The 12,618-nt window shown below is 73.4% G+C and carries 12 protein-coding genes; 6 read left to right on the top strand and 6 right to left on the bottom strand.

Annotation, left to right across the window (positions count from 1 at the left end; translation table 11 throughout):
- Position 1: 1 nt before the first annotated feature.
- Complete coding sequence (locus AC3EU2_RS18140) at positions 2-595, top strand: DinB family protein (protein WP_488177667.1); 594 nt, start codon at positions 2-4, stop codon at positions 593-595.
- Positions 596-602: 7 nt separating this feature from the next.
- Here the strand turns inward: AC3EU2_RS18140 and AC3EU2_RS18135 are convergent, their stop codons facing one another.
- Complete coding sequence (locus AC3EU2_RS18135) at positions 603-1,337, bottom strand: Type 1 glutamine amidotransferase-like domain-containing protein (protein WP_488177666.1); 735 nt, start codon at positions 1,335-1,337, stop codon at positions 603-605.
- 102 nt (positions 1,338-1,439) lie between these two features.
- Here AC3EU2_RS18135 and AC3EU2_RS18130 point away from each other — a divergent pair, with 102 nt between their 5' ends.
- Together AC3EU2_RS18130 and AC3EU2_RS18125 are read left to right on the top strand one after the other, a co-directional pair.
- Entirely contained in the window at positions 1,440-2,066 is a 627-nt protein-coding gene (locus AC3EU2_RS18130) for a DUF5701 family protein (protein WP_488177665.1), read from the top strand.
- 51 nt (positions 2,067-2,117) lie between these two features.
- Positions 2,118-3,614, top strand: coding sequence for a serine/threonine-protein kinase (locus AC3EU2_RS18125; protein WP_488177664.1), 1,497 nt, complete (start codon positions 2,118-2,120; stop codon positions 3,612-3,614).
- Here AC3EU2_RS18125 and AC3EU2_RS18120 read toward each other — a convergent pair.
- Genes AC3EU2_RS18120 through lpdA form a run of 3 tightly spaced genes read right to left on the bottom strand, consistent with a single transcriptional unit; the run spans position 3,611 to position 7,911 of the window.
- The gene (locus AC3EU2_RS18120) at positions 3,611-4,507 is read right to left on the bottom strand and encodes a TIGR01777 family oxidoreductase (protein ID WP_488177663.1); all 897 of its coding nucleotides are present in this window, start codon (positions 4,505-4,507) and stop codon (positions 3,611-3,613) included. The genes AC3EU2_RS18125 and AC3EU2_RS18120 overlap by 4 nt on opposite strands.
- A 5-nt stretch (positions 4,508-4,512) precedes the next feature.
- Complete coding sequence (gene sucB, locus AC3EU2_RS18115; RefSeq protein ID WP_488177662.1) at positions 4,513-6,492, bottom strand: 2-oxoglutarate dehydrogenase, E2 component, dihydrolipoamide succinyltransferase; 1,980 nt, start codon at positions 6,490-6,492, stop codon at positions 4,513-4,515.
- 39 nt (positions 6,493-6,531) lie between these two features.
- Positions 6,532-7,911 carry a dihydrolipoyl dehydrogenase gene (gene lpdA / locus AC3EU2_RS18110; protein ID WP_488177661.1) on the bottom strand — a complete coding sequence of 460 codons (1,380 nt, stop codon included), beginning with the start codon at positions 7,909-7,911 and terminating at the stop codon, positions 6,532-6,534.
- 237 nt (positions 7,912-8,148) lie between these two features.
- Between lpdA and AC3EU2_RS18105 the strand changes: the two genes are divergently transcribed.
- A complete protein-coding gene (locus AC3EU2_RS18105) occupies positions 8,149-8,478 on the top strand; it encodes a hypothetical protein (RefSeq protein WP_488177660.1) in 330 nt (109 codons plus the stop codon).
- An 18-nt stretch (positions 8,479-8,496) separates the two neighbouring features.
- Here AC3EU2_RS18105 and AC3EU2_RS18100 read toward each other — a convergent pair whose 3' ends face one another.
- The gene (locus tag AC3EU2_RS18100) at positions 8,497-9,444 is read right to left on the bottom strand and encodes a matrixin family metalloprotease (RefSeq protein ID WP_488177659.1); all 948 of its coding nucleotides are present in this window, start codon (positions 9,442-9,444) and stop codon (positions 8,497-8,499) included.
- Positions 9,445-9,572: 128 nt separating this feature from the next.
- On the opposite strand from AC3EU2_RS18100, the gene AC3EU2_RS18095 reads away from it, so the two are divergent.
- Positions 9,573-9,764: a DUF5302 domain-containing protein gene (locus tag AC3EU2_RS18095; protein ID WP_488177658.1), complete on the top strand. Its 192-nt coding sequence runs from the start codon at positions 9,573-9,575 to the stop codon at positions 9,762-9,764.
- A 109-nt stretch (positions 9,765-9,873) separates the two neighbouring features.
- Here AC3EU2_RS18095 and AC3EU2_RS18090 read toward each other — a convergent pair whose 3' ends face one another.
- Entirely contained in the window at positions 9,874-11,400 is a 1,527-nt protein-coding gene (locus AC3EU2_RS18090) for a leucyl aminopeptidase (RefSeq protein WP_488179514.1), read from the bottom strand.
- 102 nt (positions 11,401-11,502) lie between these two features.
- On the opposite strand from AC3EU2_RS18090, the gene gcvT reads away from it, so the two are divergent.
- Complete coding sequence (gcvT, locus tag AC3EU2_RS18085) at positions 11,503-12,615, top strand: glycine cleavage system aminomethyltransferase GcvT (RefSeq protein ID WP_488177657.1); 1,113 nt, start codon at positions 11,503-11,505, stop codon at positions 12,613-12,615.
- Positions 12,616-12,618 lie beyond the last annotated feature (3 nt).

The raw sequence follows: 12,618 nt of genomic DNA, 5'->3' as shown, positions 1-12,618 counted from the left end.
CGTGACCGACGACGCCAAGGCCGTCCTGCGGCGCTACCTCGCCTGGGCGCGAGAGGCCGTCCTCTGGAAGCTCGAGGGCCTGTCGGAGCACGACGTCCGCCGACCCCTCACGCCCACCGGGACCAACCTCCTCGGGGTCGTCAAGCACCTCGCCGGCGTCGAGGCCGGCTACCTCGGCGACTGCCTCGGGCGCCCCGTCCCGGACATGCCCGCGTGGTACGCCGAGATGATGGCGGACACCCTCGAGGACAACGCCGACATGTGGGCGACCGCGGACGAGTCGCGCGAGTCGGTCGTCGGGCTCTACCAGCGGGTCGCGGCTCACACCGACGCCGTCCTCGACGAGGTCGAGCTCGAGGACACCGGCACCGTCGAGTGGTGGGGGGACGCGGGCCGGGACGTGTCGGTGCACCGGTTCCTCGTCCACCTCATCGCCGAGACCAACCGGCACGCCGGCCACATGGACGTCGTGCGGGAGCTCGTGGACGGGCTCGCCGGGATGCGTGCCGACGTCCCCAACCTGCCCGACGGGGACGCCGCGTCGTGGAAGGCGTACCGGGACCGGGTGCAGGACACGGCCGACCGCTTCCGGTGACGACGGATCAGGGGCTGGTGAGCCGCCGCGGCTCGAGCCGTTGCTCGACGGCCCGCTCGCCGTCCCGGGTGACGACGTAGGCGCCCTTCCCGTCGCGCTCGGAGACCGCCTCGACGAGCTCGGTGCCGTGGTAGACCAGCCCGACCCCGTCGTCGGTGCAGTGCGTCGTCGGAAGGGTGCCGTCGGCGACGAGTGCGTGGACGAGGGGCCGTCGTCGCGCCTCCGAGTCGTAGTGGACCCCGCTGCCGTAGGGGAGCAGCGCCAGGCCGTTGTTCACCGCGCGCAGCTCGGGACCGAACGAGTCGGTCGTGCCGCCGACGTACCAGCAGATCGACCCCGCCGACACCCCGGCGAGCACGACACCCGCCTCCCACGCCGCCCGCATCGAGGGGCCGACGTCGTGCACGGCCCAGACGGCGAGGAGGTTGGCGACCGACCCGCCGTTGACCCAGACGACGTCCTGGTCGAGCAGGTGCCCCCGGACGTCGTCGTGGTTGGGCATCGGGAACAGGTCGAGCGTCGAGAGCTCGAAGCCGGCGACCCGGGCGGCCTGGTGGAGGTGGTCGTTGAAGAACCGCTGGTCCCCGCTGGCCGTCCCGAGGACCGTGACCCGCGGCCGCCGGCCGGTCACACCGGACAGCTCGACGGCGTGGTGGACGAGGGCGTCGAACTCGAGCTGGGTGCGCTGGGCGGGGCGGTAGCCGCCCGAGGTCGCGAGGATCGTCGGCTGGTCGGCAGGCATGACCTGCACCCTAGGGGTGGGAACCGTCGGCCGGGCCCTCGGGGGGAACGACGGCGCCGGGCCGCGCGTTGACCCTCCGCCGCCTACGCAGAGGGAGAACGCATGTCATTCGAGGAGCAGGTCGACCGGCTCGTCACGATGGGATACCCGGCCATGGCCGGACTGGGGGAGAGCGGATTCCGTGACCTGCTGGCGCCGCTGGCCGTGGAAGCACGCCGACTCGACGAGGCGCACCCGGAGGACCGACCGGGGCGGACGGCATACGTCGTCGTCGTCACGCGCGCGCTCGTCGACCCCGCGACGACCGTCCCGCTGCTCCGCCTCGTCGGTAGTCGCAAGCCCGGCGTCGTCGACCGCAACCACGCGGACGGTGACCTCGCGACCTACCACCCGCTGCCGGAGCTGGCGGTGCCCGACGCCGGCGCGTACCTGCTCGTCGACGTCGAGCGCGGCGAGGAGTTCTGCGGGGTCAAGCCCGAGGACGCCCTGCCGGTGATCCGGGGCCGCGGGCGGACTCCGCTCACGATCGACGAGGGCGTCGCCGTGGTCACCCACGCCCCGCACCTGCTCGAGAAGAACCGGTGCTTCATGCTCTCGGGCTCGCGGCGTGGCGACCGACGGGTTCCGGCGATGTGGATCAGTGAGCGCGCGCCCAAGCTCGGCTGGTGCTGGGACGGCAACCCGCACTCCTGGCTCGGGGTGGCATCGGCCGGAGCGCGCCTCGGCTGAGCCTGTGGACAACCCGGAGGGTGAGTCGCCGGGCTCGGCCACAGTGAGGTCATGGAGACCACCCGCCCGACCGCGTCGTCGACGTATGCCGGCCGCCACCGGACCGTGGAGCACGACGCTCCCGTCGTCGCCGGCTACGAGGTGGTCGGTCCGCTCGCGCGCGGAGGGTCGGGGACCGTGTGGTCGGCCACCACGGCGTCCGGCGACGCGGTGGCGATCAAGGTCGTCCCGGCGGCCGACGCCGACGACGCGCTCGTCGAGCTCGCGGTCCTCGGACGCATCACCGACCCGCACCTCGTGCGTCTGCACGAGGCGGTCGCGCTGCCCTCCGGCGAGGTCGCGCTCGTCCTCGACCACCTCTCCGGTGGCACGGTCGGGTCGGTGGTGCGGGCGCGCGGGCACCTGGCGACGGGCGAGGTCGTCACCGTGCTCAGCCCGATCGCGTCGACGCTGGCCCGACTGCACGAGGTCGGGGTGGTGCACGGCGACGTCTCTCCCGACAACGTCCTCCTCGACCTCCACGGGCGGCCGTTCCTCGCGGACCTCGGGGTGGCCCGGATCGCGGGGGAGCGCTCGGCGCAGCTCCGCGGGACCGAGGGTTTCGTGGCACCGGAGGTCGTCCTCGGTGCGGTGCCGATGGCCGCGTCCGACGTGCACGCGCTCGGCGCGCTGGCGTGGTTCTGCCTCAGCGGCGACGTGCCCGACCTCGCCGCTGTGCGGGGACGGCTGGCCGACCTCGTGCCGGGGCTGCCCGTGGCGCTCGTCGAGGCGGTGGAGGGCGCGCTGCGGCTGCGGCCCGAGGGCCGGCCGAGCGCCGACGAGCTCGCGCTCGCCCTCTTCGAGAGTGCGCCGGCGGAGCCGTTGCTCCTTGCGGGCGGGGGTGACGACGTGAGCCTGCTGACCCGACGGATCCGCGCGGCGGCACGGGCCGAGCCGGCCGGCGTGACGTCCGGACGTCACGGTCGGGTCGGTCTGGTGGCGCTGCGCGCCCGGCTCGCCCGGACGTGGCGGCGCGCGGGGATGGCCGTCGTCGCGGTCGTGGTCCTCGCGGTCGCCGCCGGGTCGTGGGTGGGGGGCGTGGGCGAGACCGAGGTCCCCAGCGCACCGGGAGCGTCGCCGTCGTCGAACCGCTCACGGACCCCGCCCGACCTCCGGCTGGCCGCCGACGCTCCCGAGCGTGACCCGGTCGGTCTCGTGCGGGCCCTCGCGGCCGCCCGGGCCGACGCCTGGGCGACGGGGGTCGCCGCCCGTCTCGTCGAGGTCGACGCTCCCGGCTCGCCGGCACTGGCCCGTGACACCGAGGTCCTCGCCGGGGTCCAGCGGGCACGGCAGCGCTATGTCGGCCTGACCTTCGTCGTGCGCGAGGCGAGCGTCGTGGGGAAGGGTGCCGACGTGGTCACGGTCCGCGCCGGGATCGACACGGGGGCGCACGTCGTCCGCGGCCCGCGCGGGGAGGAGCCGCGTCTGGCCACGTCAGCCGCCCCGGTGCTCCTCGACCTCGTCCACACCGGGTCGGGGTGGCGGGTCCGCGACGTCAGGACGCCCTAGTGAGGGGTGAGGAGCCAGCGAACGGCGTCGGGAAGGGTGGCGTGATGGTGCTCGAAACCGCTGTCCCGCAGCCGGTTCGGCAGTGCACGCTGGCTCGCGACGATGTCCCCGGCCATCTCCCCGACGACGATCCGCAGGGCGAACGTGGGCGCCGGGAGCCAGGTCGGACGACGCAGCTGGCGCCCCATCTCGGCGACGATGTCGCGCTGGCGCGCCGGCTCCGGGCCGGTGACGTTGATCGGGCCCTCGAGCCGTTCGTCGAGCACGTGCTCGATGGCACGCACCTCGTCCGCGAGGGTGATCCACGGCCAGAAGTGCCGGCCGTTGCCCAGTGGCCCACCCAGCCCCAGCCGGGTGAGGAGGAGCAGCGTCTTGATGGCGTCACCGGTCGGCGCGAGCACGATGCCGGTGCGCAGCAGCGCGACGGGGGCGCCGGCGGCACGCGCCGGTTCGGTCGCGCCCTCCCAGGCCCGCACGAGGTCGGCGAGGAAGCCGGAGCCGCCCTCACTGTCCTCGGTGAGCACCTCGTCGTCGCGGTCGCCGTAGTAGCCGACCGCAGCCCCGTTGACGAGGTGGATCGGCCGGCCGGTGGCCGCGATCGCCGTCGCGAGCGCGGTCGTGCCGTCAGTGCGCGAGGAGATGAGCTCGGCCTTGAACTGCGGGGTCCACCGGCGGGCTCCGATGCTCACGCCCGCGACGTTGACGACCGCGTCGACGCCGTCGAGCACCGCCGGGTCGAGGTGTCGGGTGGAGGGGTCCCACTGGACCTCCGAGGCGTGCTCCGGCGGTCGCCGGACCAGCCGGACGACGTCGTCCCCGCGCTCCCGCAGGGAGCGGCACAGCGCACCGCCGATCAGTCCGGACGAGCCTGCGACGGCGATGCGCTGTGCCACGTGGATCAAAGACCCAGGTCCGCCTCGAAGGCGCCTTCCTCGAGCCGCTCCTTGACGGTGCCGAGGAAGCGAGCCGCGTCCGCGCCGTCGACGATGCGGTGGTCGTAGGAGAGAGCCAGGTAGACCATCGAGCGGATCGCGATCGTCTCGCCACCGTCGGAGTCGGTGACGACGATCGGACGCTTGACGACGGCGCCCGTGCCGAGGATGGCGACCTGCGGCATGTTGATGATCGGCGTGTCGAACAGCGCACCGCGCGACCCGGTGTTGGTGATGGTGAAGGTGCCACCCGCCAGGTCGTCCGGCGTGATCTTGTTGGTGCGGGTCCGCTCGGCGAGGTCGGCGATGTTGCGCGACAGCCCGGCGATGTTGAGGTCGCCGGCGTTCTTGACCACCGGGACGATGAGGCCCTTGGGGGTGTCGACGGCCATCCCGATGTTCTCGCTGCCGTGGTAGATCACCGTGTCGCCGTCGATGCTGGCGTTGACGGTCGGGTGGACCTTGAGCGCCTCGATCGCCGCGAGGGTGAAGAACGGCAGGAAGCTGAGCTTCGTGCCCTCCCGCTTGGCGAAGTCGGCCTTGGCCCGGTCGCGCAGCCGAGCGATCTTCGTGACGTCGACCTCGACGACCGTCGTGAGCTGGGCCGAGCTCTGGAGCGACTCGACCATGCGCGTGGCGATCATCTTGCGCAGGCGGCTCATCTTCTGGGTCGTCCCGCGCAGATCGGTGTCGCCACCGGCCGCGGGCTTGGCCGCAGCCGGGGTCGCTTGGGCGGCGGCGGGCGCGGCCTCCGCCTTCGGTGCCGGTGCCTTGGCAGCCTCGGCGGCGGCGAGGACGTCCTGCTTGCGGATCCGACCACCGACGCCGGTGCCCTTGACCGAGCCGAGGTCGATCTTGTTCTCGGACGCGATCTTGCGCACGAGCGGCGTGACGTAGGCGGACGCGTCGTCGGAGCCACCGGCCGTGGGGGCCGGTGCGGTCGCCTCGGCGACCTTGCCCGCGGAGGGCGCGGGCTCGTCCGGGGCCGCCTGCTGCTGCTTCGCGGGGTCGGCGGCCGGCTTCTCGTCGGCGGGGGCGGACTCCTGCTTCACAGGGGCCGCCGGCTCCTCCTGCTTCGCGGGAGCCTCGGGCTCCTGCTGCTTCGCGGCAGCCTCGGGCTCCTTCGGCTCGGGCTTCTCCTCGGCCGGCTGCGAGGCCTGCTCGCCCTCGTCCGAGCCGGAGTCCGCGGACCCGCTGCCACCGACGACGGCGAGGTCGGCGCCGACGGGCACGGTCTCGTCCTCCTGGACGAGGATCTTGCTCAGCGTGCCGGCGACGGGGGACGGGATCTCGGTGTCGACCTTGTCGGTGGAGACCTCGAGCAGCGGCTCGTCGACGGCGACCTCGTCGCCCTCGGCCTTGAGCCAGCGGGTGATGGTGCCCTCGGTGACGGACTCTCCGAGCGCGGGCATCGTCACGGTCGTGCCGCCGCTGTCACCGCCGCCGCTGCCACCCGAGGACGGGGCCGGCGCGGAGTCGGCGGGCGCGTCCTGCGCCTGGTCGGTGTGGGGCTCGGCCGGCTCCTGGCCGCCCTCGTCGCCCGCCGGCGTCACCGCGTCCTGGTCCGACGCGGAGTCGACGGCGTCACCGTCGCCGGTCTGGCCGGTGTTGTCCTCGGCGGCCGGTGCCGCGTCCGCGGTGTCGTCGGCGGCGGCGGGCTCCTCGGCGGGCTCCTCGGCGGGCGCGGCGTCGCCGCCGCTCGGGGCGTCACCGTCCCCGATGACGGCGAGGTCGGCGCCGACGGCGACGGTCTCGTCCTCCTCGGCGAGGATCTCCTGCAGCGTCCCGGCCACGGGGGAGGGGATCTCGGTGTCGACCTTGTCGGTCGAGACCTCGAGCAGGGGCTCGTCGACCTCCACCTGGTCTCCGACGTTCTTGAGCCACCGGGTGACGGTGCCCTCGGTCACGGACTCGCCGAGGGCGGGCATGGTCACACGTTCGGACATGGTGTCAGTTCTCCTTCACGACGGTGGCGTTCTAGAACTCTAGTTGTGAGCATGCAGGGGTTTGCCTGCAAGGGCCAGATGGGCTTCCCCGAGCGCCTCGTTCTGCGTCGGGTGCGCGTGCACGAGCGGCGCGACGTCCTCGGCGTGGGCCTCCCAGCCGACGATGAGCTGGGCCTCGCCGATCTGCTCGCCCATCCGGGCGCCGATCATGTGGACGCCCACGACGGGGCCGTCCTTGGTGCGGACCAGCTTGACGAAGCCCTGGGTCTGGAGGATCTGCGACTTGCCGTTGCCGCCGAGGTTGTACTCGTAGGTCTCGACCTCGCCGTGCGCCGCGCGGGCCTGGGCCTCGGTGAGGCCGACGGAGGCGATCTCCGGGTTGCAGTAGGTGACGCGCGGGATCGTCGACTCGACGATCGTCGCGGGAGCCAGCCCGGCGATCTCCTCGGCGACGAAGATGCCCTGCTGGAAGCCGCGGTGCGCGAGCTGGAGCCCGGGCACGATGTCGCCCACGGCATACACGCCCTCGACGCCGGTCCGCAGGCGCTCGTCGGTCGTGACGAAGCCACGGTCGAGCGTCACGCCCGCCTCCGCGTACCCGAGGCCGTCGGTGACGGGGCCGCGGCCGACGGCGACGAGGAGGAGGTCTGACTCGATGGTCGTGCCGTTCTCGAGCGAGACGGTGACGACGTCGCCCGCCTGGGTGGCGCCGGTGAACTTCACGCCCACCTTGACGGTGATCTTGCGCTTGCGGAAGGCCCGCTCGAGGACCTTGGACACGGCCTCGTCCTCGGCGGCGACGAGCCGCGGCAGTGCCTCGACGACGGTGACCTCCGAACCGAACGACCGGAAGACCGACGCGAACTCGACCCCGATGACGCCGCCACCGAGCACGACGACCCGGTCGGGGACGTGGTCGAGCCGGAGCGCCTCCTCGCTGGTCATGATCCGGCCGGCGATCTCGAGGCCCGGCAGCGACTTCGGGTAGGAACCGGTCGCGAGGACGACGTGCTTGCCCGAGACGCGCCGGCCGTCGACCTCGACGGTGGAGCGGTCGACGAGGCGGCCGGTGCCCTCGACGATGTCGACCTCGTGTGCCTTGGCGAGGCCGATGAGGCCCTTGTGCAGGCGGCTGACGACGCCGTCCTTGTAGGCGTTGACGCCGGCCATGTCGATGCCCTCGAGCATCGTGCGGACGCCGAACTGCGCGCCCTCGCGGGCGGTGTCGGCCACCTCGGCGGCGTGGAGCAGGGCCTTGGTCGGGATGCAGCCCACGTGCAGGCAGGTGCCGCCGAGCTTCGACTTCTCGACCAGCGCCACCCGCAGGCCCAGCTCGGCGGCGCGGAAGGCGCACGCGTAGCCGCCGCTCCCGCCCCCCAGGATGACGACGTCGTAGGTGTCCTCGGCGGTGGCCGGCATCGCTGCTGCTCCCTTGCTCGCTGGGCGGCGCACGCCGAGCGGTTCTCGCCGACCGCGCGCCAGTGCCGCCCATCCAATCACTGCACCGTGTCGCCCGTCACACGAGGTCTGGCCGCCGCCACCCCCGATGCCGTATGCCGTCCGCGCACCCCGCGCACCCCCGCGCGCCCTCGGCGCACCCCCGCGTGTCCAGCGAACCCTCGGCCCCTTCTCAACCTTCGCCCGTATCGTGTCCGCATGGCGTGGTGGAGGCGGCGAAAGGGTGGGCGGACCGCAGGTGGGTCCGCAGCGCCCTCCAAGGACGACGCGCGCCGGGCCCGGAAGCACTTCACCGAGTTCGCCTCCAGCCGGCGCGGTGTCGAGGCGTTCGTCGAGCCGGCCACGCACGTCACCGCGACGACGGTCATCCTCATCGCCCACGACGGGGAGTGGACGCGGCGGGCCGTGGCCTCCCGCGAGGACGGGTTCCGGATCGCGACCGAGCTGCAGCTCCCGACCTACGACGTCAACCAGACCGGCTACCCGCAGCGGATGCGCGACTGGAACGCGCGCCAGCGCGGCCGCTGACCGACGCGGACCGCCGCGTCAGAACTCGCGGCGGCAGGGCACGTTCGCCAGGGCGGCCAGTCCTCGCCGGTCGCCGTCCCCGAGCCGGGTCTGTCCCGAGTTCTCGGCGTGCATCAGCTGGTTCTCGTCCTCGGAGTGGTCCAGGCCGAGCAGGTGCCCGAGCTCGTGGGCGACGATGGCCACGGCGAGCGCGTGACCGCCCCTGCTCCGGCTGACCTCGGTGAGCTCGGGCCCGTCGAGGTGCACGATCCCCGAGACGTTGTGCAGCCGTCCGAGCTGGTCGCTCACGGCCACGCTGCCCCCCACGCCGGCCGTGTTCCCCTCCAGGAGCGGCACGCGCCCGGGTGTCGTCCACGCGACGAGCGCCGGTGACCACCGGTTGCCGTAGCGCGCGCGGTCCATCGGATCCCGGTCCGTGGCGGCCACCTCGTCGGTTCCCCCGTCGACGACGATGCGCAACCCGGCGGCCGGTCCCACCATCGCGATGGCGTCGTCGAGGATCCTCGCGGCCGTCGGCGGCGCGGACTCGGCGTTGACGACGAGGTGCAGCGGGCGGCACGGGTCGTAGGCCGCCACGTTCGTCGAGGTGGTGAGGAGCAGGGCGTAGCCGTCGGTGCCGGCGGGTGCCTGGGGTGCCGGAAGCAACCGCGACGTCGAGGCGTCGGCGGGCAGCGGCGGGCGCCCGCCGTCGACGGCGATGATCCCGGCGACGTGGTCGATCTGCTCGCTCGCCGCGCCCCGCAGCCACAGCAGCCCGCCGGTGATCGCCAGCGTGGCGACGAGCGGGAGGAGGGTGGCGCCGTGACGGCGCCGCGGACGGGGTGCTGACAGCGCGGTCGGCCCCCGCCAGAGGTCGGGACCGGCGGCGGCGTCGCGCCGGTCGAGCTCGGCCAGCAGCCGGGTCATCCGGCGTCGTCGCCGACGGGGGCCCAGGCTCACCCGGTCCCACCACTGCCCCGTCGCCATGCGCCCCAAGATGACACCACCGACGCGTGATGTCCGCCATTTGCGCGACATCGGGGGAATCGTGATGCCCGCGACGGTCGCGGCGTGTCAGAGTGAGTGCGACCGCACCACCGATCCAGGAGGCCACCGTGTCCGAGTCGAAGAGCACGCGTCCGACGCCCAGCGAGGACATGAAGAAGAAGTTCAGGGAGGCCTTGGACAAGAAGCACGCGCACGGCGGCGCCGACGTGTCCGACCAGTCCGAGCGTTCCAAGGTCGACCATGGCCACGGCCCGGAGACCTCCGGCCGAGACCAGATGTTCCGCCGCAAGTCCGGCTGACCCGGGGACCGTTTCCCGCCTGACCCGTGAAACGGGCCCGGGGCAAGAGAACAGTTCTCTTGCCCCGGGCCCGTTTTCCGGGTGCCCCGGAAAAGGAGTGGCTGGTGTGTCAGCCGGCGTGGTCCTCGATGATGCGCACGAGGGTGGCGACGCCGTAGCCGGTGCCGCCCTTGGGGGCGACGCCGTCGGCGCCCTTCTCGTTGAACGACGGGCCGGCGATGTCGACGTGGGCCCAGGGGATGCCCTCGCCGACGAACTCCTGGAGGAAGAGCCCGGCGGTGAGCATGCCGCCCCAGCGGTCGGCCTTGTGGGCCAGGTCGGCGACGACGGAGTCGAGGCCGGCGCGCAGCTCTCGGGGGAGCGGCATCGGCCAGGAGTCCTCGCCCTCCGCGCCACCGGCGTCGACGACGCGTGTCCGGAAGGCGTCGTCGTTGCCCATGACCCCGGCGACCTTGCTGCCGAGCGCGACCATCTGCGCACCGGTGAGGGTGGCGATGTCGACGATGGCGTCGGGCTTGGCCTCGCTGGCGAGGCAGATCCCGTCGCCGAGCACCATCCGGCCCTCGGCGTCGGTATCGATGATCTCGACGGTCGTGCCGTTGCGCATCGTCACGACGTCGCCGGGACGCTGCGCGGTGCCGCTGGGCATGTTCTCGGCGAGGCAGAGGTAGCCGGTGACAGCGACCGGGCCACCGAGCTCCGCAGCGGCGACGACGGCCGCGGCGACGGCCGCGGCTCCGGCCATGTCCGACTTCATCGTCAGCATGCCCGCGGCCGGCTTGATGCAGAGGCCACCGGAGTCGAAGGTGATGCCCTTGCCGACGAGCGCGACTGACGGGGCCTTGCCGGAGCGAGCGCGGCCGGGGGAGTAGGTCATCGTGACGATCCGCGGCGGGTTCGCCGATCCCTGGCCGACGCCGACGATGCCGCCGAAGCCGCCCTTGACGAGCGCCTTCTCGTCGAGCACCGAGACGGTCACCTTGCCCGAGGAGGCGGCGACGACGGCCTTGACGCGGTCGACGAAGGTCTGCGGGGTGAGCAGGTTCGGCGGCGTGTTGACGAGGTCGCGGGCGAGGTCGCGGCCCGCGCCGATCACGGCGGCACGGGTGACGGCGGCCTTGGCGGACTTGCCCTGGCCGACCGTCGACACCACGGTGATCGCCGGGCCGGACGGGGCCGCCGCAGCGGTCGGCTTCCTGGTCGCGGTCGACACCTTGGTGGAGGCGGCGTCGAAGGAGTAGCACCCGGCATACGCACCGTCGGAGACGGCCGCGAGGGCGGCCTCGTCGGCGGCGGGGAGCGCGACGGCCACGGACTTCTTCGTCGAGACCGAGCGCAGAGCGGTGCCGGCGGCGGAGCGCAGGACGTCGGCGGTGACGTCGCCCTCCGCGCCGAGCCCGGCGACGACGACGGCCGTGGCGGTGACGCCGGGGACGGCGACGACGCGGGCGACCTCGCCCGGCTTCCCCTTCGCCTCCAGGTCGGTGAGGACGGCGGCGAGGTGCTTCGCGGCGGCAGCGGGCAGGCCGTGCCCGTCGGCGAGCCGGGCTCCGGCGTCGGTGGAGACGGAGCCGACGACGAGGGCGTCGACCTTGAGGTTCGCGGCGTCGCGCGTGGTGAGGTTGAGGCTGGGCACTGCGGTCACTCCTGGGCTGGTTCGCGGCAGGCGAGGTCGTCGCCCCTTCCGTCCCGCACCCTAGCCGCGACGCCCGTCGGGCCCGCGCGATAGCGTGCGGACATGAGCGACCTGCTGCACTCCCCCGTCCACGACCGCCACGTCGCGCTGGGCGCCAAGATGGCCGACTTCGGCGGCTGGGAGATGCCGATCGAGTACCCCGGTGGTGGCGTCGTCGCCGAGCACACCGCGGTCCGCGAGCGGGTCGGGCTCTTCGACGTCAGCCACCTCGGCAAGGCGCGCGTCAGCGGCCGCTCCGGCGACGTGAGTGCCCTCGACTTCGTCAACACCTGCCTCACCAACGACCTGCGCCGGATCGGTCCCGGCCAGGCCCAGTACACGATGTGCTGCCAGGACGACGGTGGCGTCGTCGACGACCTCATCGCCTACGTCCGCAGCGACGAGGACGTCTTCCTCATCCCCAACGCGGCCAACACCGCGGCCGTCGTCGAGCTGCTGCGGGCGGCCGCGCCGGAGGGCCTGACCGTCGAGAACCTCCACGACGCGTATGCCGTGTTCGCCGTCCAGGGTCCGCTCAGCGACGAGGTCCTCACCGCCCTCGACCTGCCCGTCGACCACGACTACATGTCGTTCGTCGAGGCGCAGTGGCAGGGCTCGCCCGTCATCGTCTGCCGCACCGGCTACACCGGGGAGCGCGGCTACGAGCTCGTGCCGACGTGGGAGACCGCCGGCACGCTCTGGGACGCCCTCGCCTCCGCCGTCGCCGACCAGGGCGGTCTGCCGGCCGGTCTCGGCGCGCGCGACACGCTCCGCACCGAGATGGGCTACCCGCTGCACGGCAACGACCTCAGCACCGAGATCACCCCCGTCATGGCCGGCGCCGCGTGGGCGGTCGGCTGGGACAAGGCGGCGTTCTGGGGCAAGGAGGCGCTCGCCGAGCAGCGCGCCGCCAAGACCTCGCGCCTGACCCGCGGCCTCGTCGTCACCGGCCGCGGCATCCCCCGCGCGCACTGCGCGGTCCGCAAGGACGGCGAGGTCGTCGGCGAGGTCACGTCGGGGACGTTCAGCCCGACCCGCAAGGAGGGCATCGCCCTGGCCCAGCTCGACCGCTCGGTCACCGTCGGCGACGAGGTCGTCATCGACGTGCGCGGCCGCGAGGTGCCCGCCACCGTCACCAAGCCGCCGTTCGTCGAGGTCGGCGTCCGCGAGGCCTGAGCC

The organism is Knoellia sp. B-D-2, assembly GCF_057714695.1.
This window is presented reverse-complemented; position numbering and strand designations above follow the sequence as displayed.